The sequence below is a fragment of the Bradyrhizobium sp. Kon37 genome (assembly GCF_055807535.1).
On the sequence record NZ_JBVVOY010000035.1, the window covers coordinates 26,334 to 50,419 of the forward strand.

The 24,086-nt window shown below is 64.4% G+C and carries 24 protein-coding genes; 16 read left to right on the plus strand and 8 right to left on the minus strand.

The window, feature by feature from the left end:
- The first annotated feature begins 39 nt into the window (after nt 1–39).
- Nucleotides 40–636: a glycerol-3-phosphate 1-O-acyltransferase PlsY gene (plsY, locus tag AC0L3J_RS34475; RefSeq protein ID WP_473350054.1), complete on the plus strand. Its 597-nt coding sequence runs from the start codon at nt 40–42 to the stop codon at nt 634–636.
- Nucleotides 637–780: 144 nt separating this feature from the next.
- Entirely contained in the window at nt 781–1,986 is a 1,206-nt protein-coding gene (locus AC0L3J_RS34480) for a patatin-like phospholipase family protein (RefSeq protein WP_473350033.1), read from the plus strand.
- Here AC0L3J_RS34480 and AC0L3J_RS34485 read toward each other — a convergent pair.
- The gene (locus tag AC0L3J_RS34485) at nt 1,978–3,222 is read right to left on the minus strand and encodes an amidase (protein ID WP_473350034.1); all 1,245 of its coding nucleotides are present in this window, start codon (nt 3,220–3,222) and stop codon (nt 1,978–1,980) included. The genes AC0L3J_RS34480 and AC0L3J_RS34485 overlap by 9 nt on opposite strands.
- 165 nt (nt 3,223–3,387) lie before the next feature.
- Here AC0L3J_RS34485 and AC0L3J_RS34490 point away from each other — a divergent pair, with 165 nt between their 5' ends.
- Nucleotides 3,388–4,359, plus strand: coding sequence for an ABC transporter substrate-binding protein (locus AC0L3J_RS34490; RefSeq protein WP_473350035.1), 972 nt, complete (start codon nt 3,388–3,390; stop codon nt 4,357–4,359).
- Nucleotides 4,360–4,468: 109 nt separating this feature from the next.
- Nucleotides 4,469–5,587: a DNA-processing protein DprA gene (gene dprA, locus AC0L3J_RS34495; RefSeq protein ID WP_473350036.1), complete on the plus strand. Its 1,119-nt coding sequence runs from the start codon at nt 4,469–4,471 to the stop codon at nt 5,585–5,587.
- Here the strand turns inward: dprA and AC0L3J_RS34500 are convergent.
- Complete coding sequence (locus tag AC0L3J_RS34500) at nt 5,584–5,994, minus strand: winged helix-turn-helix transcriptional regulator (RefSeq protein ID WP_473295257.1); 411 nt, start codon at nt 5,992–5,994, stop codon at nt 5,584–5,586. The two genes, dprA and AC0L3J_RS34500, sit on opposite strands and share 4 nt — an antisense overlap.
- 83 nt (nt 5,995–6,077) lie before the next feature.
- Here AC0L3J_RS34500 and AC0L3J_RS34505 point away from each other — a divergent pair, with 83 nt between their 5' ends.
- Nucleotides 6,078–6,686: an FMN-dependent NADH-azoreductase gene (locus AC0L3J_RS34505; protein WP_473350037.1), complete on the plus strand. Its 609-nt coding sequence runs from the start codon at nt 6,078–6,080 to the stop codon at nt 6,684–6,686.
- A 66-nt stretch (nt 6,687–6,752) separates the two neighbouring features.
- Here the strand turns inward: AC0L3J_RS34505 and AC0L3J_RS34510 are convergent, their stop codons facing one another.
- Nucleotides 6,753–6,935 carry a hypothetical protein gene (locus AC0L3J_RS34510; RefSeq protein WP_027518388.1) on the minus strand — a complete coding sequence of 61 codons (183 nt, stop codon included), beginning with the start codon at nt 6,933–6,935 and terminating at the stop codon, nt 6,753–6,755.
- Between the two features lie 176 nt (nt 6,936–7,111).
- The gene (locus AC0L3J_RS34515) at nt 7,112–7,885 is read right to left on the minus strand and encodes an SDR family oxidoreductase (protein ID WP_473350038.1); all 774 of its coding nucleotides are present in this window, start codon (nt 7,883–7,885) and stop codon (nt 7,112–7,114) included.
- Nucleotides 7,886–8,006: 121 nt separating this feature from the next.
- On the opposite strand from AC0L3J_RS34515, the gene AC0L3J_RS34520 reads away from it, so the two are divergent.
- Nucleotides 8,007–8,477: a winged helix-turn-helix transcriptional regulator gene (locus AC0L3J_RS34520; protein WP_473350039.1), complete on the plus strand. Its 471-nt coding sequence runs from the start codon at nt 8,007–8,009 to the stop codon at nt 8,475–8,477.
- Nucleotides 8,478–8,714: 237 nt separating this feature from the next.
- Nucleotides 8,715–9,269, plus strand: coding sequence for a flavodoxin family protein (locus AC0L3J_RS34525; protein WP_473350040.1), 555 nt, complete (start codon nt 8,715–8,717; stop codon nt 9,267–9,269).
- A 313-nt stretch (nt 9,270–9,582) separates the two neighbouring features.
- Here the strand turns inward: AC0L3J_RS34525 and AC0L3J_RS34530 are convergent, their stop codons facing one another.
- Nucleotides 9,583–9,822 (minus strand): hypothetical protein, encoded by a 240-nt coding sequence (locus AC0L3J_RS34530; RefSeq protein ID WP_247286819.1) that lies wholly within the window; start codon nt 9,820–9,822, stop codon nt 9,583–9,585.
- Nucleotides 9,823–10,049: 227 nt separating this feature from the next.
- Here AC0L3J_RS34530 and topA point away from each other — a divergent pair, with 227 nt between their 5' ends.
- The 4 genes from topA to AC0L3J_RS34550 are packed head-to-tail and all read left to right on the plus strand — an operon-like array spanning nt 10,050 to nt 16,375.
- Complete coding sequence (topA, locus tag AC0L3J_RS34535; RefSeq protein WP_473350041.1) at nt 10,050–12,809, plus strand: type I DNA topoisomerase; 2,760 nt, start codon at nt 10,050–10,052, stop codon at nt 12,807–12,809.
- 7 nt (nt 12,810–12,816) lie between these two features.
- Nucleotides 12,817–15,168 (plus strand): ribonuclease R, encoded by a 2,352-nt coding sequence (gene rnr / locus AC0L3J_RS34540; RefSeq protein ID WP_473350042.1) that lies wholly within the window; start codon nt 12,817–12,819, stop codon nt 15,166–15,168.
- Nucleotides 15,162–15,596, plus strand: coding sequence for a DUF983 domain-containing protein (locus tag AC0L3J_RS34545; protein WP_473350043.1), 435 nt, complete (start codon nt 15,162–15,164; stop codon nt 15,594–15,596). The genes rnr and AC0L3J_RS34545 overlap by 7 nt, the downstream gene beginning before the upstream one ends.
- A gap of 32 nt (nt 15,597–15,628) precedes the next feature.
- Complete coding sequence (locus tag AC0L3J_RS34550) at nt 15,629–16,375, plus strand: NUDIX hydrolase (RefSeq protein WP_473350044.1); 747 nt, start codon at nt 15,629–15,631, stop codon at nt 16,373–16,375.
- On the opposite strand, the gene AC0L3J_RS34555 is transcribed toward AC0L3J_RS34550, so the two are convergent.
- Entirely contained in the window at nt 16,376–16,927 is a 552-nt protein-coding gene (locus AC0L3J_RS34555; protein WP_473350045.1) for a hypothetical protein, read from the minus strand.
- 214 nt (nt 16,928–17,141) lie between these two features.
- On the opposite strand from AC0L3J_RS34555, the gene AC0L3J_RS34560 reads away from it, so the two are divergent.
- Together AC0L3J_RS34560 and rpmG are read left to right on the plus strand one after the other, a co-directional pair.
- The gene (locus tag AC0L3J_RS34560) at nt 17,142–18,467 is read left to right on the plus strand and encodes an LLM class flavin-dependent oxidoreductase (protein ID WP_473350046.1); all 1,326 of its coding nucleotides are present in this window, start codon (nt 17,142–17,144) and stop codon (nt 18,465–18,467) included.
- A 124-nt stretch (nt 18,468–18,591) separates the two neighbouring features.
- Nucleotides 18,592–18,759, plus strand: a complete 168-nt coding sequence (gene rpmG, locus AC0L3J_RS34565; protein WP_045008041.1) for a 50S ribosomal protein L33 — start codon at nt 18,592–18,594, stop codon at nt 18,757–18,759.
- Nucleotides 18,760–19,667: 908 nt separating this feature from the next.
- Here rpmG and AC0L3J_RS34570 read toward each other — a convergent pair.
- On the minus strand, nt 19,668–19,919 hold the full coding sequence (locus AC0L3J_RS34570; protein WP_473350047.1) for a hypothetical protein: 252 nt from the start codon (nt 19,917–19,919) through the stop codon (nt 19,668–19,670).
- A 42-nt stretch (nt 19,920–19,961) separates the two neighbouring features.
- Between AC0L3J_RS34570 and AC0L3J_RS34575 the strand changes: the two genes are divergently transcribed.
- A complete protein-coding gene (locus tag AC0L3J_RS34575) occupies nt 19,962–21,041 on the plus strand; it encodes an acyltransferase family protein (protein ID WP_473350048.1) in 1,080 nt (359 codons plus the stop codon).
- A gap of 39 nt (nt 21,042–21,080) precedes the next feature.
- Here the strand turns inward: AC0L3J_RS34575 and AC0L3J_RS34580 are convergent, their stop codons facing one another.
- Nucleotides 21,081–21,353 carry a hypothetical protein gene (locus AC0L3J_RS34580; protein WP_473350049.1) on the minus strand — a complete coding sequence of 91 codons (273 nt, stop codon included), beginning with the start codon at nt 21,351–21,353 and terminating at the stop codon, nt 21,081–21,083.
- A gap of 314 nt (nt 21,354–21,667) precedes the next feature.
- Here AC0L3J_RS34580 and AC0L3J_RS34585 point away from each other — a divergent pair, with 314 nt between their 5' ends.
- Together AC0L3J_RS34585 and AC0L3J_RS34590 are read left to right on the plus strand one after the other, a co-directional pair.
- Entirely contained in the window at nt 21,668–22,480 is an 813-nt protein-coding gene (locus tag AC0L3J_RS34585) for an aminoglycoside phosphotransferase family protein (RefSeq protein WP_473350050.1), read from the plus strand.
- Nucleotides 22,481–22,849: 369 nt separating this feature from the next.
- Nucleotides 22,850–23,767, plus strand: a complete 918-nt coding sequence (locus AC0L3J_RS34590; RefSeq protein ID WP_473350051.1) for an NADP-dependent oxidoreductase — start codon at nt 22,850–22,852, stop codon at nt 23,765–23,767.
- Nucleotides 23,768–24,086 lie beyond the last annotated feature (319 nt).

The following is a 24,086-nucleotide window of genomic DNA, read 5'->3' on the forward strand; positions in this document are numbered from 1 at the left end:
GCTGCTGCCAGGGATTTTGCAGACATGGAATTTGCAGACATGGCGCTTGAATTGTTCCTCCCGGTGGCTTTTGTCATCGGCTACCTGCTCGGCTCGATTCCGTTCGGACTGATCCTGACGAAACTCGGCGGCACACAGGATATCCGCTCGATCGGCTCGGGCAGCATCGGCGCCACCAACGTGCTGCGCACGGGGCGCAAGGGCCTTGCCGCTGCAACCCTGCTGTTCGACGCGCTCAAGGGCACCGTGGCGGTGGTGATCGCGGGCTACATCGCCGGTCCCAATGCCGCGATGCTGGCCGGGCTTGGCGCCTTTCTCGGCCATCTCTTCCCGGTCTGGCTCAAATTCAAAGGCGGCAAGGGTGTCGCCGTCTATATCGGCATCATGCTCGGGCTGTTCTGGCCAGCGGCGGTAGTGTTCTGCCTGCTCTGGTTGGCGACGGCCATCACCGCCCGCTATTCCTCGCTCTCGGCCCTGGTGGCCTCGTTCATCACCCCGCTGTTCCTGCTGTGGTTCGGCCAGCCCGCGCTCGCGGCGCTGGCGGCGGTGCTGACGCTGCTGCTGTTCTTTGCTCATCGCGAGAACATCAAGCGGCTGCAATCGGGCAAGGAAAGCCGGATCGGCGAGAAGGCATAAGCCGGGAATCCACGGATACCGCGGCACCCCTTCTGCATTATATCCAAATGGTGTTCGCAACTTGCAGCCGAATCACGGCTGTATGGACGAACGGGTTCCTGGCTTGGCCCTGATCATGGGCATGGCTCTACGCGGTTGCTCAGAATGAGCGAGAAGATTGTCAGCGCGCATGTTGAAGGTGGCTTGCAGGGCACTGCGGCAAGCCGGATGCTCTCGACGACGGACATCTGGTCCACTGCGCCCTCGCCGGTTCCTGCTTCCAAGCCTGTGCCCGTTTCGCCACCAGCGCCGGACCCTGCTCGCATCGCGCAAGCTCCTCTGACAGTTGAGGCCGTGATCGCTGCGGCACCAGTTGCACCCGCGCGGCTCCGCGCCAACCCATGGCCGCCGCAAAAACTGTCGCTGGCGCTTCAGGGCGGCGGCACCTTCGCTGCTTTCACCTGGGGCGTGCTGGAACGGCTGCTGGAAGAGCCATCCATTGCGATCGACACCATCAGCGGCGCCAGTGCCGGCGCCATCAACGCGCTGCTGCTCGCTTCCGGCTTCGCCGAGGGTGGCCGTGAAGGCGCGCGCGCACGGCTGAACCGGTTCTGGATCCGGCTGATGCACGAGGCCTCGTTCCGATCGCTGATGCTGATCGGCGGCTTCTCGCCGGCGGGGAGCTCGGTCGCATTCGGTCCAACGCTACGCTCCGGCCAGTTCGATCCGTTCGATCTCGATCCGCTGCGGCAGGCGCTGTCGCGCGACATCGACTTTTCCGCCTTGCGCGACCCGCGCTGCCCCAAGCTTCTGATCGCAGCGACCCGGATCCGCGACGGGCAGCAGCAGATCTTCCGCAATGACGCCATCACCGCCGACGTCGCGCTGGCCTCGACCTGCCCACCGCTGGTTCATTGCGCGGTGGAGATCGACGGCGAGGCTTATTGGGACGGCGGCCTCGGCGGCAATCCGCCTCTGCTGCGGCTCGTGCAGGACACGACGAGCGCCGAAATCCTGCTCGTCCAGGTCACGCCGGCGCGCGACAGCTACGTGCCGATCACGCTCGCCGCGATCGACCGCAGGCTGGACCAGATCGCGGCCAACGCCGCCCTCAATGCCGAGATCGCGGCGGTGGAATGGGCGCAATCGCAGGCCGCATCGTCGCTGCGGCTCTCCAGGATCGCCGCGGAAGACTTCGTCGACGGCCTGGCGCAGCGCTCCTCCACCGATCTCGGCCGCGGCTTCATTCGCGCGCTGCACCGCAGCGGCCGCGAGGCCGCCGGGCGCTGGCTCAAGCAAGGTACGGATTACAACGCAGCGCCGGCCGCATCGGGCCAGCGCATCGTCGCTCTCGAACCTGCGCTAGCCTGATTTCGCCAGCGCCTGCTCCAGGAACCACGCCGTCGCCAGCGCTTGCGCGTCGTTGCCGAAGCGCGCGATCACCTGCACGCCGATCGGCAGGCCATTGACCTTGAGCACCGGCACGTTGACGCAAGGATTGCCCATCAGCGTCCAGAGCCTGTTGTAGCGGGGGTCGCCGGTGCTCGCGAGCTCCTTGGCTGGCGGCGCGCCCGGCGCCGAATAGGTCAGCAGCACGTCGAACCCCTCGAACAATGCGCCAAGCTCGCGGCGCCCGCGACGGCTGATCCGGCGTGCGTCGTCGTAGTCCTTGGGTGTGAGACCGACCGTTGCATCGAGACTGGCGCGCAGCATCGGCGCGATCTCGTCGTGGCGTTCGGAAAATTCCCAGGCGAGCGCGCGATGCGCCTCGAAGTCCTGGATGACAGGGTGGATACGCCAGGCCTCCTGCACCGCCTCCGGCAGATCGATGGTCTTCACGCTGGCGCCAGCCTTCTCGGCGGCCTTGATCGCGGCTTGCAGCCCCTCTTCGGCAGCCGGCTCCACGGCACCGGCAAACTCCTGCCTGACCACGCCAATGCGCGGCGCCTTTGCCGGCACGATGCCGGCAAATTCGCTGCGGCCGGTCATCGCCAACAATCCGCGCGCGAGATCTTCCGCGCGCGCGCCGAACAGGCCGACCGTGTCGAGCGCCCACGAATAGCATTTGACGCCGACCGTCGGCAGCATCCGGAACGACGGCTTGATCGCGGCGGTCCCGCAATAGGCCGCGGGCCGGATCACCGAGCCGCCGGTCTGGGTGCCCAGCGCCAGCGGGATCATGCCGGCACCGACGGCCGCGGCCGAGCCCGAGGACGAGCCGCCCGGCGTATGTCCGAGATTGTGAGGATTGAGCGTCGGGGTCGGATCGCGCGAGGCAAATGCCGTGGTCGTGGTCTTGCCGATGATGGTGGCGCCCGCCCGCTTCAGCATCATCACCACAGGCGCGTCCGCGCGCGGTTGCCAGCCGCGATAGATCTCCGATCCCATCTCGGTCGGCATATTGGCGGTATCGATGATGTCCTTGATCCCGACCGCGATGCCACGCAGCGGCCCGGCGCCTTGCGCCTTTGCGGAGGTGTCGTGACGGACGAAGGCGTGGACGTCCTTCTCCCGCGCCTCGATGGCCGCGTGCGATCGCGTGATGGCGGCCTCGGGCGAAAGCTCGCCCGCTTCGATGCGGCGCTGGAGGTCGGCGAGTGAGATCATGGCAAAACCCTTGGTATGGGCCTTGCTTTTAGCATCGCAAGGTGGTTGCGCAAGCAGACCTGAGCGCACCACTCATGCCTTCTGACTCGACCTGGTCATTGACCTGGTTGGACCAATGTCGACAAATGCGGCTTCTCCGCCGGAGTAACAGCGATCAAACATGGCATGAAACGACGCGCATTCATCTCTCTCTCTGGCGGGGCATTGGCCTGGGCCACGGCGGCGCGCGCTCAGCAAGGCAAGCGCATCCCGCGGGTCGGCCTTTTCCTGCCCCCGCCGCGAAATTCGGAGGTCGACGCGTTCCTCGTTGCGCTTCGCGGTCTCGGTTGGGTTGAGGGCGAGAACGTTCGCGTTGAATATCGCGACGCCGACGGCGACGACAACCGGCTTCCTGCGCTGGCCGCTGAACTGGTCGCGCTCGGCGTCGACGTTCTCGTGACAGCCACATTTCCAGGGATTCTGGCCGCGCACCGTGCGACGACCACAATTCCGACCGTGATGATCGTGGGCCCCGATCTGGTGACCTTGGGCCTCGCGGCCAGCATGGCTCATCCCGGCGGTAACACGACGGGACAAACCTTTTTCCTCACAGAATTAGCTGCCAAGCGGTTAGAGGTGCTTGCGAGCATAGCTCCTTCGATGACCCGCGTAGGGGTGCTCATGCAACGAGGCAACCCCCTGAATAACGGCACAATCAGTGCCATGGCGACCGCCGCGTCGGCAATGAAGGTAGAGTTGCGACCGATCGAGGTTGGCATCCCCGGCGACCTCGACGACGCATTGGCCATCGTCGGCTCCACCGCTATGGACGGTCTCGTGGTCACCGACGCCAATGCGTTTGTCACCAACTCGTCATTGGTCGCCGCGATTGTCGACAAGTGCCGCGTGCCATCGATTGCCGCACCCGTCGTCGCGTCCCGGGCGGGCGCGCTGCTAGGGTACGGGGTGGACTTCACCGCCATGTTTCGCGGTGCCGCTGTTTTCGTCGACAAGATATTGAAGGGCGCCAACCCGGCTAACATCCCGATTGAGCAGCCGACCCTGTTTAGGACGGTCATCAACCTGAAGACCGCCAGGACGCTGGGCCTCGAGATACCGCAGTCGTTGCAGGTGCGCGCGGACGAGGTCATCGAATAGCAGTGCCGACCTCTCCTCCTACGTCCGTGATTGGGACGATAGAAACAAGCACGCCGCTGTTGCCCACGCCCTCAGGTTGTTCCATGCTGCGCCTGCAAGGGGAGCCGCCGTGGACGCCATCAACCGAAGCGTGGAGCTGACAGAGGCCGAGCGGGTTGACCGCCTGCGGCTGATCCGGTCCGACAATGTCGGGCCGCGCACGTTCCGGTCGCTGGTCGATCATTTCGGCACGGCGCGCGCGGCGCTGGAGCGGCTGCCGGATCTGGCACGCCGCGGCGGCGCGCAGCGATCGGCGCGCATCTGTAGCGCCGACGAGGCGAAAGCAGAGCTCGCCGCGAGCCGCAAGTTCGGCATCGCTTGGCTCGCGCCCGGCGAGGATGGCTATCCGGGTCGGCTGGCGATGCTCGACGATGCGCCGCCGCTGCTCGCGGTGCGCGGCGACACTGCCACGCTGATGCGGCCGATGATCGCGATCGTCGGCTCGCGCAACGCCTCTGGTGCCGGCTTGAAATTCGCCGGTCAGCTCGCCCGCGAGCTCGGCGAAACCGGCTTTGTCGTCATCTCCGGGCTCGCCCGCGGCGTCGACCAGGCCGCGCACCGCGCCAGCGTCGAGAGCGGCACCATCGCTGTGCTCGCCGGTGGCCATGACTGCATCTATCCGCCGGAGCACGGCGATCTGCTGGCCTCGATCCTCGACCGCAAGGGTGCAGCGATCTCCGAGATGCCGCTCGGCCACGAGCCCCGCGCCCGCGACTTCCCCCGCCGCAACCGGCTGATCTCGGGCGCCGCGCTCGGCGTGGTCGTGGTGGAGGCGGCGCACCGCTCGGGCTCGCTGATCACCGCGCGCATGGCCGCCGAACAGGGGCGCGAAGTGTTCGCGGTGCCGGGCTCGCCGCTCGATCCGCGCGCCGCCGGCACCAATGATCTGATCAAGCAGGGCGCGACGCTCGTCACCGAAGCCGCCGACGTCGTCAACGCGGTCGCACCGATCATGGAGCGGCCGCTGATGCGCACCGCGCGCGAGCCCGACAGCGAGCCGTTCGAAAGCGACCCGCAAGGACACGACCGCGACCAGATCACCGGCCTGCTCGGCCCTGCCCCTGTCACGATCGACGATCTCGTGCGGATGTCCGGCGCCTCGCCTGCCATCGTGCGCACCGTGCTCCTGGAGCTCGAGCTCGCCGGCCGGCTCGAACGCCACGGCGGCGGCTTGGTTTCGTTGCTTTAAGGAGTGTTGCGCTCGTCGAACCGCGTCCGTGCCGAGGCGATCTGCTGCTGATGCGTGATCGCCCATTCGCCGAGAGCCTTCACCGGCTGTTGCAGTCCCCGGCCGAGATCGGTCAGCTCGTAGTCCACGCGCGGCGGAATGGTCGGGAAGATCGTGCGTGTGACCAGGCCGTCGCGCTCGAGCCCGCGCAACGTCAGGGTTAACATTCGCTGCGAGATGCCGTTGATCATGCGCTTGAGCTCGTTGAAGCGCTTGGGCCCATCGCTCAGCATCATGATGACGAACACGCTCCATTTGTCGCCGACGCGCGCGAGGATGGAAGCGACGCCGCGGCAGTCGGCGTGGTCGCGATCCGGCATCGGCGTGGCAGGCAGATCGATGTGCGCAGGTTTCAGGGATGTGCCCATGGCTCAAAAAGGTGCGTTCTTGCGGGGATTTCGATAGTCACTCATGTAGCTCTGGTTACAAACATATACCAGGGTGATCCCGAATGAAACTCCTCCACATCGACTCCAGCGTGCTCGGCCCCCACTCCGTTTCCCGGCAGGTCTCCGCCGCCATCGTCGACCGCCTGCGGCAGGCGACGCCATCGTTCGACATCGTCTATCGCGACCTAACGCAGAGCCCGCTCGCCCATCTCTCCGGCTCGCATCTGGCGGCCGCGCAAGGCGCGCCTGCGCCGGCGGAGCTCGGCCCCGACCTCGCCGCCAGCAAGGCTGTGCTGGAGGAGTTCCTTGCCGCCGACATCGTCGTGATCGGCGCGCCGATGTACAATTTCACGATTCCGAGCCAGCTCAAGGCCTGGATCGACCGGGTCCTGGTCGCGGGGAAGACGTTCAGCTACGGCGCGAACGGACCGCAGGGCCTTGCCGGCGGCAAGCGCGTGATTTTCGCGATCTCGCGCGGGGGCTATTACGGCGCGGGCACGCCCGCCGCGTCGCTGGAGCACCTCGAAAGCTATCTGCGTGGCGTGTTCGGCTTCATGGGCATCCATCATCCCGAATTCATCAGCGCCGATGGCATCCAGGTCGGGCCGGAGCATCGCGAGAAGTCGCTCGCAAGCGCGCTTGAGGCGGCAACCAGCCTCCGCGCGGCCTGACGCAACGCGTACAGCCGCCGCAACATCGCTTGCGGCGGCTGATCGACCGGTGCGCGGTCGGCGAAGCTAAAACCAGGCGCCCTGAATGCCCAAGATGACGGCGACGAGGGAAACGAACAGGCCGATGCCGGAGAAAAGAGCGACCCCGATGAACTCGGAGGTGTCGGAACGCTTGGCGGGAACGGCGGAGTTCTCGGTGTAAATACGCGGTGCTGAAATCGGGGAAATAATACGAGCTGCCTTTGGCATATCGGGCTCCCTTGAAATGAGTCTTCGTGACCCCCTGCCCGTAAAAGTGTCTTGGCAGCGCAAGCGAAGGTTCAACGCCTCACGCAAGGTTCCGAAAATACAGCTCGCGAGACGTGGGAACCGGCCGGCGCAACCGGTTTGCGTACGCCGACCGATTCAATTTTCACTTCAATTGATCAGCCACGATAGATCGGCGCGCCGCTCGGCGAGGCGACTGCGCCGCCGTCGACGAAGATTTCCTGGCCCTGCACATGTGCGGAATCGTCGGAGGCGAGGAACAGCACCGTCTTCGCGACGTGATCTGTTTCACCAATGCGCCCCAGCGGCGTCGTCAACGCGATCCGCTTCTCGAACGCCTTCTCGGCTTCCGGTGTGGCGGTCGCAGCTCCCCAGATTGGCGTGCGGATCGCACCGGGCGCGACCACGTTGACGCGAATGCCGCGCGGCGACAGTTCTGATGCCATGATCCGCGCCATCGCCCGCACGCCGGCCTTGGCGGCGCCATACGCCGAATATCCGGGAATGCCGAGTACGGAGATCACCGAGCCGCTGAGGATGATCGAAGCGTTGTCGTTGAGATAAGGCAGCGCGGACTGCACGGTGAAGAACACGCCGGTCAGATTGGTGCTGATGACCTTCTCGAAGACCTCCAGCGTGGCCGACCCCAGCGGCGTGCCGCCGGCGATGCCGGCATTGGCGAACACGATGTCGAACTTGCCGAACTTTTCGGCGCCCTTCTTGATCGCAGCTTCGGTCGCTGCAATGTCGGTGGCGTCGGCGGCCAGCGCGAGCGCGTTCGGCCCGAGCTCCTTCGCGGCCGCCTCGAGCGTCTCCTTGTTGCGTCCGGTGATCACCACCTTGGCGCCCTCGGCCACGAACAGCTTTGCCGTTGCCAGTCCAATGCCGCTATTGCCGCCGGTGATCAGGGCCGTCTTGTTCTTCAATCTCATGTTCGCCTCCAGTGGTTGCATCATAAAACTACGATTGCCATCTAGGGCATATGGTTTTAAGATGCAACCACACGAGCGCGTGAACGGCGACCGGACCGTGCGATCGCGAAAGGACTGGACCATGGTGAAACGAACGAGCTTCGAGGGCGATGCCTGCCCGATCGCACGCTCGCTCGAAGCGATCGGCGACTGGTGGTCGCTGCTGATCATTCGCGAGGCGCTGTTCGGCCTGCGCCGCTTCGGCGAGTTTCAGAGCAAGCTCGGCATGGCCAAGAACATCTTGTCGGCGCGGCTGCGCGCGCTGGTCGACCACGGCATCCTGACCACGGCCCCCGCCTCCGACGGCAGCCCTTACGAGGAATATGTGCTGACGCCGAAGGGCCGCGGCGTCTTCCCGGTGTTGGTAGCGCTGCGCCAATGGAGCGAGGAATTCGACGATCGCCCATCGGAGATTGCGACTATCCTGGTCGATCGCGAGAAAGGCCGCCCGGTGAAGAAGCTCGAACTACGCGCCGAGGACGGGCGGCTGCTCACGCAAGCCGATACCACACTGAAGCCGCGGCCGGCGCCGCGACGGCGGTCGGCGGGATAGCGGCGCTCTATCTCTCCAACGTCGTCCTGGCGAAAGCCAGCACCCATTACTCCAAGGAGGAGTTTGGCGAAGGCTCGTCACCCGGAATTCGCACCGCGCTCAGGTCGACAGACCTCGCGGTATGGGTCCTGGCTTTCGCCAGGACGACTCCGAGAGAGAGCGAGCGTGGCGCGGCAGGACTTGTACAAGACATCGCCAGCGTGAAGGATGGCGAGGTCCCACCAAAGTGGCACCACCATGCCCCTGCTCGCCATTGTCTATTTTTCCACCTCCGGCACCACCGAAAAGCTGGCGCATGCGGTTGGGCGCGGAGCGGATGGCAAGGCGCAGGTCACGCTCTGTCGCATCACCGGCGACGACATCCTGTCAGGCCGCTTCCAGAATGAGAGCTTACTGGAGACGATCGACCGCGCCGACGCAGTTGCGTTTGGCAGCCCGACCTACATGGGCGGACCAGCCGCTCAATTCAAAGCGTTTGCCGACGCTTCAAGTGATCGATGGAGCCGGCAGCAATGGGCCAACAAGATCGCAGCCGGATTCACCACGGGCGCCTGCGCAGGCGGCGACCAACTCCACACACTGTCCTACTTTTCCATTCTGGCCGCGCAGCACGGCATGCTCTGGTGCGGACTGGATATTCCGGGTGGGGAGGATCCGAGCGGCCGCAATCGTTTGGGCAGCCAGCTTGGCTTGGCAAGACACTTGATTGACAGCTCGTTGCCTCAGAGCGACCTCAGCACGGCCGAATATCTCGGCCAGCGATTGGCCAAAATGGCAAGCCGCAACGGTTAACGACGCCGTCATTGCGAACGGAGCGCCTATCAGGCGCACGTGCTGACGGAAAAGGTCCGCGGTACCTTCCCGACGCGGGTACCACGCTGAAGCCGCGGCAGCGGCTTTAGCGGGCGCGCGCTGTCTCTCCAACGTCGTCCTGGCGAAAGCCAGGACCCATTACCCCAAGGAGGAGTTTGGCGAAGGCGCGTCCCCCCGGATTGGCATCGCGCTCAGGTCGATGGACCTCGCGGTATGGGTCCTGGCTTTCGCCAGGACGACTCCGGAGAGAGAGAGAGAGAGCGTGCGTGATGGATCCGCTCGGTCCTCGCCTTCACGACAGCCTGCGCTTGCTCCGCAGCCGCAGGTGCTCGTCGGCTTCCAGCTTGGTCATTCCCAGGAGATAATGCAGCACGTCGAGCTTGTGCCGCTCGGCGAGCTTGCGCAGTGCCCCGACCTGCTCGGCGATGAAGGCGACCGCCTCCTCGACGCCGCCCTCCCCCGGTTCCTCGTGACGCGAGCCTCCCGCCGCGCGCGATGCGGCGCCCGCCCGTTTCTTTCCTGGCTTAGTCACCAGCCCCCACCCGAATCCATGCCCCGCAGAAACATTACGCCGACATCGGCCGCAACTCAAAGGTGGTATTTTGCAACTTTCTCGATATGAAACTTTTCCCATCGGGATGGCTTTCAACACCCCTCGATTTGACAGCGACGGCCTCACCACCCATGTTCGGGACGAAAGGGCCGACCCGAATCTCATCGAATTCGGCCCCAAATTTCCCCATAAGTTACTGGAACTACATGAATATCGTCATTGTGGAGTCGCCGGCGAAAGCCAAGACGATCAACAAGTATTTGGGCTCGTCCTACGAGGTTCTGGCCTCGTTTGGCCATGTCCGCGACTTGCCGGCGAAGAACGGCTCCGTCGATCCCGACGCCAATTTCAAGATGATCTGGGAGATCGACCCCAAGGCGGCCGGCCGGCTCAACGACATTGCCAAGTCCCTCAAGAACGCCGATCGCCTGATTCTCGCCACCGACCCTGATCGCGAGGGCGAGGCCATCTCCTGGCACGTGCTGGAGGTCCTGAAAGAAAAGCGCGCGATCAAGGACCACAAGATCGAGCGCGTGGTGTTCAACGCCATCACCAAGCAGGCGGTCACGGACGCCATGAAGCATCCGCGCCAGATCGACGGTGCGTTGGTCGACGCCTATATGGCGCGCCGCGCGCTGGACTATCTGGTCGGCTTCACCCTCTCCCCCGTGCTGTGGCGCAAGCTGCCGGGCGCCCGCTCGGCGGGCCGCGTGCAGTCGGTGGCGCTGCGGCTGGTCTGCGACCGCGAGCTCGAGATCGAAAAGTTCGTCGCCCGCGAATACTGGTCGCTGATCGCGACCCTGCTGACGCCGCGCGGCGACGCCTTCGAGGCCCGTCTCGTCGGTGCCGACGGCAAGAAGATCCAGCGCCTCGACATCGGCACCGGCGCGGAAGCCGAAGACTTCAAGAAGGCGCTGGAAGCAGCCGCCTACGCGGTGACCACGGTCGATGCCAAGCCGGCCCGGCGCAATCCGCAGGCCCCCTTCACCACCTCGACGCTGCAGCAGGAAGCCAGCCGCAAATACGGCTTTGCGCCGGCGCACACCATGCGCATCGCGCAGCGGCTCTATGAAGGCATCGACATCGGCGGCGAGACCACCGGACTCATTACTTATATGCGTACCGATGGCGTGCAGATCGATCCGTCCGCGATCACCCAGGCCCGCAAGGTGATCGGCGAGGATTACGGCAACGCCTATGTGCCGGACGCGCCGCGCCAGTACCAGGCCAAGGCCAAGAACGCCCAGGAAGCTCACGAGGCGATCCGGCCTACCGACATGTCGCGCCGCCCCGACAGCATGAGCCGCAAGCTCGAATCCGACCAGGCGAGACTCTATGAACTGATCTGGAAGCGCACCATCGCGAGCCAGATGGAATCGGCCGAGCTGGAACGCACCACGGTCGACATCACGGCGAAGGTCGGCGGCCGCACGCTCGACCTGCGCGCCACCGGCCAGGTCGTCAAGTTCGACGGCTTCCTCGCACTGTATCAGGAAGGCCGCGACGACGAGGAGGACGAGGACTCCCGCCGCTTGCCCGCGATGAGCCCGAATGACGCGCTGAAGCGACAGTCGCTCGCCGTCACCCAGCACTTCACCGAGCCACCGCCGCGCTTCTCCGAGGCCTCGCTGGTCAAGCGTATGGAAGAGCTCGGCATCGGCCGGCCCTCGACCTATGCCTCGATCCTCCAGGTGCTCAAGGACCGCGGCTACGTCAAGCTCGAGAAGAAGCGCCTGCACGGCGAGGACAAGGGCCGGGTCGTGGTCGCGTTCCTCGAAAGCTTCTTTGCCCGCTACGTCGAATACGACTTCACCGCCAATCTGGAAGAGCAGCTCGACCGCATCTCCAACAACGAAATCTCCTGGCAGCAGGTGCTGAAGGATTTCTGGACCGGCTTCATCGGCGCGGTCGACGAGATCAAGGATTTGCGCGTAGCCCAGGTGCTCGACGTGCTCGACGACATGCTGGGACAGCACATCTATCCGGCGCGCACCGATGGCGGCGACATCAGGCAATGTCCGAGCTGCGGCAACGGACGGCTCAATCTGAAGGCCGGCAAGTTCGGCGCCTTCGTCGGCTGCTCGAACTATCCGGAATGCCGCTACACCCGTCAGCTTGCCGCCGACGGCGAGGCAACGGCCGATCGTTCGCTCGGCCAGGACCCCGATACGGGTCGCGATGTCTGGGTCAAGGCCGGCCGGTTCGGCCCCTACATCCAGCTCGGCGAGCAGAAGGATTATGCGGAGGGCGAGAAGCCCAAGCGCGCAGGCATTCCGAAGGGGACGTCCCCTGGAGATGTCGAGCTCGACCTTGCGCTCAAGCTGCTGTCACTGCCGCGCGAGATCGGCAAGCACCCGGAAACCGGTGAGCCAATCACGGCAGGTCTCGGCCGCTTCGGGCCGTTCGTGAAGCACGAGAAGACCTATGCCAGCCTCGAGGCCGGCGACGAAGTGTTCGACATCGGCATCAACCGGGCCGTGACGCTGATCGCGGAGAAGATCGCCAAGGGCCCGAGCCGCCGCTTCGGCGCCGATCCCGGCAAGGCGATCGGCGATCATCCCACCCTCGGCACCGTCACGGTGAAGGGCGGCCGCTACGGCGCCTATGTCACGGCGGGCGGCGTCAACGCGACGATCCCGAGCGACATCGAGAAAGACGCCATCACGCTGCCGCAGGCGATCGCGCTGATCGACGAGCGCGCGGCCAAGGGCGGCGGCAAGAAACCGAAGAAGGCGGCGAAGCCGGCCAAGGCCAAGAAGGCTGCGGCGAAGGCCGCCGACGGCGATGACGCCGCGCCAAAAACCAAAAAGCCGGCCGCAAAGAAGGCGGCCAAACCCAAATCCGAATCCACCAGCAAGGCGCGCGCCGCCGTGTCGTCGACGGCCAAGACTTCGGCCATCAAGACGTCGCCGACCAAGGCAGCTGGCGCCAAAGCTCCGGCCAAGAAAAGTGCCGGCACCAAATAGAGGCTAAGTGAAACGCAAGAATGACCGTGGCTTTCCCGACAGGGCAGCCATCGTCGCCTTCATCAAGGCAAATCCCGGAAAGGTCGGAACCCGCGAAATTGCGCGCGAGTTCGGCCTGAAGAACGCCGACCGCGTCGAGCTCAAGCGCATGCTGCGCGAGCTCGCCGACGACGGGCTCGTCAAGAAAAAGCGCCATACGATTTCAGAGCCGGACAGCCTGCCGCCGACGCTGGTCGCCGACATCACCGGCCGCGACACCGACGGCGAGCTGGTCGCCTCCCCCACCGAATGGGACGAAGTCGAAAGCGGCGAACCGCCAAAGATCCTCATCACGATGCCGCGCCGGCCAAAACCAGGCACCGCGGCCGGCGTTGGCGATCGCGCGCTGCTGCGCGTCGAGCGCTCGGATGAGACCGAAGGCCCGGCCTATCGCGGCCATATCATCAAGGTCTTCGACAAGACCAAGAGCCGCATCCTCGGCGTCTTCCGCAGCCTGCCCGAAGGCGGCGGACGGATCATCCCCGTCGACAAGAAGTCCGCCGACCGCGAGCTGAACATCGCGCCCTCCGAGACGCACGGCGCGCAGGACGGCGATCTCGTCAGCGTCGACATCATCCGCTCGCGCGGCTTCGGGCTGGCGTCAGGCCGCGTCAAGGAGAAGCTCGGCTCGGTCAAGTCGGAGAAGGCGATCAGCCTGATCGCCATCTACGCGCACGACATTCCGATGCAATTCCGCCCCGCGGCGGAGCGCGAGGCCGAAGCGGCGGAGCCGGCCAATTTGAAGGGGCGCGAGGACTGGCGCGACGTGCCGCTGGTCACCATCGATCCGCCGGATGCCAAGGACCACGACGACGCGGTGCACGCGCAGCCGGATCCTGATCCCAACAACAGAGGCGGCTTCATCGTCGATGTCGCCATCGCCGATGTGAGCTTCTACGTGCGACCGGGCACCGCGCTCGACCGCGACGCGCTCGATCGCGGCAACTCGGTCTATTTCCCCGACCGCGTCGTGCCGATGCTGCCCGAGCGCATCTCCAACAATCTGTGCTCGCTGGTGCCGGGCGAGCCGCGCGGCGCGCTCGCGGTGCGGATGATCATCGCCCCCGACGGGCGCAAACGCTCGCACAGCTTCCATCGCATCCTGATGCGCTCCGCAGCCAAGCTGAACTACGCCCAGGCGCAGGCCGCGATCGACGGCCGGCCGGACGACACCACCGGGCCCCTGCTCGATCCGATCCTGCGGCCGCTCTATGCCGCCTATGCCTGCGTCAAGCGCGCGCGAGACGAGCGCGATCCGCTCAATCTCGATCTGCCCGAGCGCAAGATCCTGTTGAAGAGCGACGGCACGGTCGATCGCGTCGTCGTGCCCGACAGGCTCGACGCGCACAAATTGATCGAGGAGTTCATGATCCTCGCCAACGTCGCGGCAGCCGAGATGCTCGAGAAGAAGTCGCTGCCGCTGATCTACCGCGTGCATGACGAGCCGACCCTGGAAAAGGTCCACGCGCTCGCGGAGTTCTTGCAGACGCTCGACGTTCCCTTCGCGAAAGGTGGCGCGCTGCGTCCCGCTCTGTTCAACCGCGTGCTGGCGCAGCTTGAAGGCCACGACCATTTTCCGCTGGTGAGCGAGGTCGTGCTGCGCGCCCAGGCGCAGGCCGAATATTCCTCGGAGAATTACGGTCATTTCGGCCTGAACCTGCGCCGCTACGCGCATTTCACCTCGCCGATCCGCCGCTACGCCGACCTCGTCGTGCACCGTGCGCTGGTTCGCGCGCTCGGGCTTGGCGAAGGCGCGCTGCCCGACACCGAGACGCCGGAAACGTTGAGCGAGGTCGCCGCCCACATCTCGGTGACCGAGCGGCGCGCGATGAAGGCGGAGCGCGAGACCGTCGACCGCCTGATCGCCCATCACCTCGCCGACCGCATCGGTTCGAGTTTCCAGGGCCGCGTCTCCGGCGTCACGCGCGCCGGCCTGTTCGTCAAGCTCGCTGAGACCGGCGCCGACGGCCTGATCCCGATCCGATCCCTCGGCACGGAATATTTCAACTATGACGAAGGCCGCCACGCCCTGGTCGGCACGCGCAGCGGCACCATGCATCAGCTCGGTGATGTCGTCGACGTCCGCCTGATCGAAGCGGCTCCCATCGCAGGCGCGTTGCGCTTCGAGCTGCTGTCCTCGACGGGGGAGACCGCGCCGCGCGGCCGCAGGGGATCCGGTCCGCAACGCCGCCCCTCGTTCAAGGCGCACCCCGGGCGCAGTCCCGACAAGAAGCGCAAACCGGACAAGCCGAAGCCCGGCAAGGGGAAAAAGGCCAAGGGAAAAAGCAAAGGCAAGGGTCAAAAGGGTAAGGCATGGTGACCACAGCCCCGAAGATCTGGACCCGCGAGACCGGCCTCGTCGAGAAGCGCGACGTCTTTGCTGCCATGAAGCGCGGCTTTCGCGGCCGCTGCCCCCGCTGCGGCGACGGAAAACTGTTCCGCGCCTTTCTGAAGACCGCGGACAATTGCTCGGTCTGCGGCCTCGATTTCACCCCGCATCGGGCCGACGATTTGCCCGCCTATCTCGTCATCGTCATCGTCGGCCATGTCGTGGTGCCCAGCATCCTCTGGATCGAGACCAACTACACCACGCCGGTCTGGATCAGCTTCGCGGCCTATCTGCCCTTCACCTTCGTCGCCTCGCTCGCCCTGCTCCAGCCGGTGAAGGGAGCCGTGGTCGGATTGCAATGGGCTCTGCGCATGCACGGGTTTGACGAAAACCCGACGGATGGTATTCCGCCGGTGTAAGCAAAATAAGCAAAAGTAGTTTGGGTGAGGACATGACGGATACGGCGCAGGCGGAAAAGGCGAAGATCCACGAGGGCAAGGAAGCCGACCATCATCCCTATTTCCGCCCGCGGGATGCGGCGACGCTGATCCTGGTCGATCGCAGCGGCACAACTCCAAAAGTCCTGGTCGGCAAGCGCCACGACAACGTGGTGTTCATGCCCGGAAAGTTCGTTTTCCCCGGCGGCCGCGTCGACAAGGACGATTATCGCGTGCCGTGTGCTGCCCCCATCACCGCCGAACTGGAATCCAATCTCGCCAAGGGCAGCCCGAAGACGCCGCCCTCGCGCGCAAAATCGCTGGCGATTGCCGCGATCCGCGAGGCCTGCGAGGAGACCGGCCTCTGCCTCGGGCGCAAGGCCGATGGAAAGGCCAAACTCGAGGGCGCCTGGAAGCCATTCGCGGATGCGGGCCTGTTGCCCGATCCCTCCAGCCTGTTCCTGATCGCGCGCGCGATCACCCCGCCCGGCCGCGTCAAGCGGTTCGACACGCGCTTCTTCACGGCGGACGCCTCCGCGATCACCCATCGCGTGGACGGCGTGATCCATGCCGATGCCGAGCTTGTCGAATTGGTCTGGGTCGAGCTCGGCTCGAAGCCGCTCGCCGATCTGCATCCGATGACGCGCAACGTGCTCAACGAGCTCGACGCGCGCCTCGCCACCGGCCCGCTCCGCCATGATGCGCCGGTGCCGTTCTTCCATTTCTACGGCGGCAAGATGCAGAAGGATATTTTGAGCTGATCAGTTCGTGACGTCCGCATCAGGCTCGGTGCCGACATAGTCGCGCGCGGGAACGTTCAGCACTCGCCCGAGCTCGCTGGCGAACCGACTGGCTTCCTCGCGCTTGGTGAAGCTCATCAGCGTGATCGGCTCGGTCCCTTTGTTGCCGCAGAGATTGACATCGTATGTCGTCAGCTCCGGATCGTCCTCGTCGGTAATGCTGATGAAATGATAGTCGGCGAGATCGCGATGGTTGCGAAAATTCAGTGGGCCGAACTGCCTGGTGATGACGATCTGGCGCAGCGTCTCGTTCAGCACGACGAAGGTGCGGAAGGTGAGCAGGATGATTCCGGGGATGCCGACGAGCAACCCGAGTCCCGTGAACACCAGCACCGGCATGAGATCATCGGCGAGCCGGCCAAAACCGGAGAAATCCTGCCGCAGGCCGAGCGCGACATTCCACAGCAGATAGAAGCTCGCCGCCAGCAGCGGCAATGACAGCAGCCGCCCGACCCAGGGCATGGGCCGGTCGATGCGGACGATGCGCCCGTCCACGCTCATTGCACCTGCCATCGAAGATCTCCTTGGGAGCGAAAGTCATGGCTTGGTCGGAGTGAGCCGTGGATCGGTTCGATGGGACTCCTCCGTCATTCCGGGCGCGGCTCGGGATGACGCGAATGTGCTGAGAGCTCGCGAAAAACAAAATAATCTTCCCGCCTCCCCCAATGGCGGAGTTCCGCGGCATGCCTATGTCTTCCGGAACGACACCAAGAACGGACACCGGGCGATGGCACAACGGCAACTCAAGCTTGGCGCGTTCATGCGCCCGATCAGCATCCACACCGGCGCCTGGCGCTATCCCGGGGCCTGGCCGGACGCCAATTTCAACTTCAGCCACATCAAGACGCTGATCCAGAAGCTCGAGGCCGGCAAGTTCGACGCCTTCTTCATGGCCGATCACCTCGCCGTGCTGAACATGCCGGTCAATGCGCTCAAGCGCAGCCACACGGTCACGTCGTTCGAGCCATTCACGCTGTTGTCGGCGCTCTCGGCCGTTACCGAGCGGATCGGCCTGATCGCGACGGGCTCGACCACGTTCGACGAGCCCTATCACGTCGCACGGCGCTTCGCCTCGCTCGACCATCTCAGCGGCGGGCGTGCGGGCTGGAACATCGTCACCACCTCGAACCCGGACGCGGCGCTGAATTTCGGCCTCGACGACCACATGGAGCACGCCGAGCGCTACAAGCGCGCCCGCGAGTTCTACGACGTCGTCACGGGCCTGTGGGATTCCTTTGCCGACGACGCCTTCGTGCGCGATGTCGAAAGCGGCGTGTTCGTCGATCCCGCGAAGATGCATGTGCTCGACCATCAGGGCAAATATCTGAAGGTGCGCGGTCCACTCAACATTGCCCGCCCGGTCCAGGGTTGGCCGGTGATCGTGCAGGCCGGCGCCTCCGACGACGGCAGGCAGCTCGCGGCCGAGACCGCGGAAGCCGTCTTCACCGGCGGCGGCAGCCTTGCCGACAGCCAGAAACTCTATGCCGACATCAAGGGCCGCATGGAGAAGGTCGGCCGCGACCCCGAGCACCTCAAGATCCTGCCCGGCGCCTTCGTCGTGGTCGGCGACAGCGTCGATGAAGCCAAGGAGAAGCGCGCGCTGCTCGACAGCCGCGTGCATTACGACAGCGCCATCGCCTCGCTCTCGGTCGTGCTCGGCACGGATGCCTCCGGCTTCGATCCGGATGGACCGCTTCCCGAAATCCCCGAGACCAATGCCAGCAAGAGCGGCCGCCAGCGCATGGTCGACCTCGCCGCGCGCGACAAGCTCACCGTGCGCCAGCTCGCCCAGCGCGTCGGCGGCTATGGCGGTCTATCCTTCATCGGCACGGCCAAAACCATCGCCGACCAGATGGAGGAATGGCTGGTCGGGCGCGGCTCCGACGGCTTCAACATCATGTTCCCGTTCCTGCCCGCCGGCCTCGACGATTTCGTCGACAAGGTGGTGCCGGAGCTGCAGCGCCGCGGGATTTTCCGGAAAGAGTATGAAGGGCCCACTTTGAGGGAGAATCTGGGCCTGCCGCGGCCCAAAAACCGGTTCTTCGAGGCCTGATCGGGCCGATTTGAGCGGTTTTCGACCCCTAAAATCTTGACATCAGGCTGTTTCTGGCTAGGTTGCCGGCCAACGCGGGCCATTTGGCCGGCTCCAGATTCCCTTCATTCCTGAGGTACTGAACATGGCCAAAGCGGTCACCATCAAGGTCAAGCTCGTGTCCTCGGCCGACACCGGCTTCTACTACGTCGCCAAGAAGAATTCGCGCACCATGACCGACAAGCTGGTCAAGAAGAAGTACGATCCGGTCGCGCGCAAGCACGTCGAATTCCGCGAATCCAAGATCAAGTAAGAAGATCGCGGAACGTAGAAGACTTTTGCGGGGCCCTTTCGGGCCCCGTTTTATTTTGGCCCCTCTCTCGTGTCCCGGACGCGCAGCGCCCCGTGGACGTGACGCTACGCTGCGACCTGAGCACGAGGGCTGAGCTCGGCACAGCGAGTCATCGCCAGATATTCTCTCAACCCCCGGTTGCTCGCTTCCGAATGTATGTTACCGTGCACTTGCCGGGCGGAATGTCCGTGCCGGATTTGGAAGGACATGGTCATGAGATTCTCATCAAGCCTTGTCGTGCCTTCAACCATCGCTGCCTTGTCAACAATCTTGCTGTGCGCGCCGGCAGCGTCGCAAATCCCAATCGGCTCCGCCGCCACGATTCCCCCCGTCACGGTCGACGCGCCGAAGCAGGTGGCAAGGCCGCACGTGTCGGAGCGGGGAGCAAATACAGTTGCGCCGCGTCGGACTGTATCTACAGCTCGAACGTCAGTCGCGCGAACGCCTTCGTATGCGCCGGGTTCTGTGATGGGGAGAATTGCCAGCCTGGAGAAAGTCGCCAGCAGCTGCAACGGAGGCTGTGCATCAAGCTTCCCAAGCGGCAAGGATCCGTGGGTTGGATGCAGCCTGTCAGGCGGCAACATAGACTACGGTCCTTTCTCGCCAACTTGCCGCGACACCATCACCCACAAATCCTACCTGGATTGCGTCGACACCAGAACGTTCCTGGGCGACAACCGAAACAAGGCCCACTGGTTGTGCAGCAGCCTGGCCGCCGGCAACAGGTTTAAGGTCGCCGATCTCAAGCGGTCAGCACGCACGCGTTAGTCCATCCTCTCCGCAGTCCTTCTGTTGCGATCGAGCTTCAGCTCACTCGTGTCCAGACCCGGACGCAACGCGTGGCGTTGCGTCCGGACATGAGAGCAGGGTTACGTGACTAACTCAAAGATCCCGCGCATTTCGACCACGACGGACCAAGTGTGACCCACCTCCCAGAGCGCCTTCACCGGCTCCAATATCTCCAGCGGGATCGTTGCATGAACCTGGTCCATTCCCGTGAAGAGCCATTTGCCGTTGCTGGATCCGCTGCGCTTCGCCGCCGCCCTCGGCGTCGCCATGTTCCACCAGATGTTCTGGTCCTGGGCCTGGACCTCGATTGGCGTCCCGGGTTTCGAGCGCACCGTCGCCGCCGATGTTCTCTACCCGTCCGTCGCGCCTTACACGTGGTTCGGCTGGGTCGGCGTCGAAATCTTCTTTGTCATTTCCGGTTTCGTCATCGCGAATTCCGCGAGCACATCGTCGCCGGGAAGTTTCTTCTTGGTCGTGCGCTTCGGATTTATCCGGCGGTCTGGGTTTGCGCGACCGCGACCTTCCTCGTTCTGCTCCTCTTCGGGAGCGGACCGGCATCCGAACTCATTCTGCCCTACATCCACGCCATGCTGATGGTCCCCAAGGGAGTCACTGGTCAGTGGCTTGACGAGGTCTATTGGACGCTGGCAGCCGAGACGGCATTTTATGGTCTGGTGTTTTGCGCGATGCTCACCAAGAAGGTCACCCTGCGGCACCTGGCCTGGGGCCTCACCATCTACAGCGCAATATTCAATGCCGTCGCGCTGCTCGTGCTGTCATGCACGACGCCATCCGACTTGCCTTACCTCGTCATTCTGATGTTTCGGGTGCCGTGCGCGGCATTCCTGCTGACGCATGGCTGCTTCTTTGCGCTGGGGATCTGGCTGTTCATCTCCGCGAACAGACAATTGACGGCGCTCGAACAAGTCGCAATTGCCATCACGTGTCTATCAGGCGCGGCGGAAATCTACTTCTTCGCCTCGTTCTTCTTGACGTCTATCCCCGCCATCTCGGATCAATCGGCTCTCGTGCCGATCATGGTCTGGGCTGCTGCAGTGCTCCTCATTGCCATTGCCGCGAAGCGGAGCAGGCGCTCTGCAGGCAAAGCTTCTCCTGAAACACCAGCCTATTTGAGAACGATCGGACTGATCACCTATCCGCTCTATCTCACGCATAACCTCATCGGCACCGCGATCATTCGTGCCCTGGTCGATGCCGGTTTCGATGCCACCTCGGCCGTCTGGATCGCGCTGGGCCTGCTTGTTCTGGTCTGCTGGCTCATTTGTGCGAAGGTCGAGCCCGCCGTCAGATCCGCGCTGATGCAGGCCCTCTCGCATTTCGGAAAGCTGCCGAAGAGACAGCCGGCATCGCGCTATCAGGCTTCGGCCCGCGGGCTGCGCCTTCCGCTGCCCGTGTCGGTCAAGGTGAATGTCGCCGTGCCCTTAGCGCGATGAGATCGGAATGAACCGTCCCCGCGCTTTGGCGTCTGCTCGCTATTGCAGTCCCAGCCCGCTGCAATACCATGCCATGTCTTCGTGCCTCCAGCCGCGCTTGACGCCTGATTCCTTGCATTCGTTGTAGCTCTTGAAGTTTGCGCCGTTTCGGCAGCCTGCCGGATAGGTCCCGAAGCCTCCACCAGACGTGGAACACGCGACCGAGCTGACCTTCGTTTCGGAGATCGAAGCGGAAGCGCCCTTAGGGGCGGCGCTGGCTGCGCTGATCGACAGAATGGTCAAACCCGCAAGAAGAAAAACCGAAGCTCTCATCGTCTTCTCCCCAATAGTGGATAGCTTTGATGCTATCTCAGGATGCACGATAGCAAAGACTACAACCATTGCCAATGCATCACCCCCGGTCGGCGCGATATCAGCGTCATCCTCTGGACCTGACTCCGGCGAGCACACCCTCGCCTACGCCGTCCGCAACACCGGCGCCGGCGGTTGCGATGGTCGGATCAGCGCGAACGCGGTCGAAGGTCCCTGCAGGTTGAAACGCGATCATGATCTCCGGCTGCCCTCGCGACGGGAAGGGTTCCTTTTTTCTCGCCGCCGGTGTTTCATCTGCACGGCGGAGAACGGGCATGCAGGGATCGCTGGGGGAAAAGATCGGTGAAGGCGCCTTTTCCGAAGCCTACGCCTGGGCGCCCGGTCAGGTCGTGAAGCTGTTCAAGGCCGGCGTCTCTCATCTGCTCGGCCGACACGAGGTACGCATGATCCGCGCCGTGCACGCCGCCGGCGTCCCGGTGCCGGCGGTGTTCGGCGAGGTGACGCTGGACGGGCGCTTCGGCATCGTGCTGGAGCGCCTCGACGGACCGACCCTGTTGCATCTCTCGCGGACGGGCGCGGTGACGTTCGAACAGGCGGGCGCGATCGTCGCGGCTCTGGCCATGTCTCTTCACAAGACGTCCGCGCCGCCGGAGCTCCTCTCCATGCGCGCGTATATGGAGAGCGAGTTGCGGCACGACGACGGCAAGGTCCCGAAGCACATCGCCGCCGATATCCTCGCCCTGATCGATCGCCTGCCGACCGGCGACGGGCTTTGCCATTGCGACCTTAGCCCCGGCAACGTGATCATGACGGCGGAAGGCCCAAAGCTCGTCGACTGGACCTTCGCGATGCGCGGGCCCGCAGCCCTCGATCTTGGGTTCTTGCATGTCATCCTGTCCGAGCTCGCCCCGGAAATAGCCGACAATCCGGAGCGGCCGCGCGCGACCAATGCGGCGGCGCAATCCGAATATGCGCGGCTGGCCGGCATGTCTCTGGCGGAGCTGACGGCGGCAATGGAGCCGCATCTGCCTATCGTCCGCACCTTCGTCGTCCTCGGAAACGTGGTGCCTGCGCTGCGGGAGCAACTGATCCAGCGCATCGAAGCGGGGCTACGCTCGAAAGACTGAACCGTCCGCAATGCAGATTCCTGTTCGCCCTCTCAAGGCGCTCTCGATCACCAAGCAAATCTCGGCAGCCAATGGAGCCGTTTGGCACAATCGAGTTGTATCGGGAGGCGGCCGTCGCGCTTGGTACAGCCAAAATCGGCATTCTTGGTACTGTTTTATAGCCGGGCGCAACGCATCTAATCGCTGACACCAGCGACCGGAGCGATCCCGATCCATCAGGATGAGTGGGAGCCCCGGTCAATGCGGACAGCAGAGATTGCGGACACGGAGACAGGAGTTCCACACAGCCTGGCATTCTGTGGATAGCCGGTGTGTCCACGCTCTCTGCATTATTCGATCAAGAGACAAATGACCGAGGAGATAATTCCCATGAAGGCGATCGTTGTAACGGACCAGGCCGCAGGAACGGCCGGGATGAAGCTCATGGACCGGCCCGAGCCGCAGGCGGCGATAAACGACGTCGTCGTTCAGGTTCATGCGTCGGGATTTGTACCGACTGAACTGGCGTGGCCATCGACCTGGACCGATCGCCTCGATCGTGACCGAACACCGTCGATCCCTGGGCACGAGCTGGCCGGAGTGGTCTCCGCCCTCGGATATGGCACGACGGGGCTATCAGTCGGACAGCGGGTGTTCGGCCTCGCGGACTGGTATCGCGACGGCACGTTGGCCGAGTATGTGGCGATCGAGGCACGCAACCTTGCACCGCTGCCGGGCGACGTCGACTTTACGGTGGGTGCGAGTCTGCCGATCTCGGGCCTGACGGCCTGGCAAGGGCTGTTCCAACACGGCCGCCTTCAGGCGGGGCAAAGCGTCCTCGCACACGGCGCGGCCGGCGCAGTCGGGTCGATGGTGACGCAACTCGCACGAGAGGCCGGCGCCTACGTCATCGGCTCTGGACGCGCCGCCGACCGTCAGACAGTGCTCGAGTTCGGCGCGAACGAGTTCGTCGACCTCGACAACGACACCCTTGAGGACGTGGGTAAAGTCGATCTGGTTCTCGATGTCATCGGCGGTGACATCCAGAAGCGATCCGCGGCACTGATCCGAGCCGGAGGAACATTGGTGACAATCGTGGGGCCGGCCGAGACGCGGCCCTCCGATGGCCTGGCGGTCGACTTCGTCGTCGAGTCCGATCGTGCCCAACTGAGTGAGATCGTCCAGCGGGTGCGGGACGGACGACTGCGGACGAACATCGGCAACGTCTCGACCCTCGACGATGCCGTCGCCGCGTTAAATCCGACCAAGCGACGCAAGGGGAATACGATTATCAACATTCGTCCCTGAGAGACGCACGCTCATCGATGCACGCCGCCAGCCGGCGGTCACGGACCAGGCAGCCCGGATGCCCGCTGAATTATCCGCCGCGATGGAGACGAAGGCGTGCGCTTCCGCCCTGCCTAGGGCGTGTACCCATTAAGTGGCCGCCCGCCAGATGTCCGGTTTACCGCCAACATCGGCCGCAGACCTGAAGGCCTTCGAGGTCGCAGATGGGCCACGAGCAGTCGCTCTGGCTACCGAGTTCGTTCCAAGTCGCGGGTCTGCTCGAAATCCGACCAGCTCAGAATGTTAGCCAACTCCCGCTTCGCTCCGTGGCCGGCTCCAT

Bases quoted from the DNA above. Each gene is read 5' to 3' on its own strand.
- plsY (WP_473350054.1), top strand. From the start codon at position 40: ATGGCGCTTGAATTGTTCCTCCCGGTGGCTTTTGTCATCGGCTACCTG.
- AC0L3J_RS34580 (WP_473350049.1), bottom strand. From the start codon at position 21,353: ATGAGAGCTTCGGTTTTTCTTCTTGCGGGTTTGACCATTCTGTCGATC.
- AC0L3J_RS34510 (WP_027518388.1), bottom strand. From the start codon at position 6,935: ATGCCAAAGGCAGCTCGTATTATTTCCCCGATTTCAGCACCGCGTATT.
- AC0L3J_RS34490 (WP_473350035.1), top strand. From the start codon at position 3,388: ATGAAACGACGCGCATTCATCTCTCTCTCTGGCGGGGCATTGGCCTGG.
- AC0L3J_RS34485 (WP_473350034.1), bottom strand. From the start codon at position 3,222: ATGATCTCACTCGCCGACCTCCAGCGCCGCATCGAAGCGGGCGAGCTT.
- topA (WP_473350041.1), top strand. From the start codon at position 10,050: ATGAATATCGTCATTGTGGAGTCGCCGGCGAAAGCCAAGACGATCAAC.
- AC0L3J_RS34520 (WP_473350039.1), top strand. From the start codon at position 8,007: ATGGTGAAACGAACGAGCTTCGAGGGCGATGCCTGCCCGATCGCACGC.
- rpmG (WP_045008041.1), top strand. From the start codon at position 18,592: ATGGCCAAAGCGGTCACCATCAAGGTCAAGCTCGTGTCCTCGGCCGAC.
- AC0L3J_RS34545 (WP_473350043.1), top strand. From the start codon at position 15,162: ATGGTGACCACAGCCCCGAAGATCTGGACCCGCGAGACCGGCCTCGTC.
- AC0L3J_RS34560 (WP_473350046.1), top strand. From the start codon at position 17,142: ATGGCACAACGGCAACTCAAGCTTGGCGCGTTCATGCGCCCGATCAGC.
- AC0L3J_RS34515 (WP_473350038.1), bottom strand. From the start codon at position 7,885: ATGAGATTGAAGAACAAGACGGCCCTGATCACCGGCGGCAATAGCGGC.
- AC0L3J_RS34555 (WP_473350045.1), bottom strand. From the start codon at position 16,927: ATGGCAGGTGCAATGAGCGTGGACGGGCGCATCGTCCGCATCGACCGG.
- AC0L3J_RS34590 (WP_473350051.1), top strand. From the start codon at position 22,850: ATGAAGGCGATCGTTGTAACGGACCAGGCCGCAGGAACGGCCGGGATG.
- AC0L3J_RS34525 (WP_473350040.1), top strand. From the start codon at position 8,715: ATGCCCCTGCTCGCCATTGTCTATTTTTCCACCTCCGGCACCACCGAA.
- AC0L3J_RS34505 (WP_473350037.1), top strand. From the start codon at position 6,078: ATGAAACTCCTCCACATCGACTCCAGCGTGCTCGGCCCCCACTCCGTT.
- AC0L3J_RS34500 (WP_473295257.1), bottom strand. From the start codon at position 5,994: ATGGGCACATCCCTGAAACCTGCGCACATCGATCTGCCTGCCACGCCG.
- AC0L3J_RS34480 (WP_473350033.1), top strand. From the start codon at position 781: ATGAGCGAGAAGATTGTCAGCGCGCATGTTGAAGGTGGCTTGCAGGGC.
- AC0L3J_RS34550 (WP_473350044.1), top strand. From the start codon at position 15,629: ATGACGGATACGGCGCAGGCGGAAAAGGCGAAGATCCACGAGGGCAAG.
- AC0L3J_RS34585 (WP_473350050.1), top strand. From the start codon at position 21,668: ATGCAGGGATCGCTGGGGGAAAAGATCGGTGAAGGCGCCTTTTCCGAA.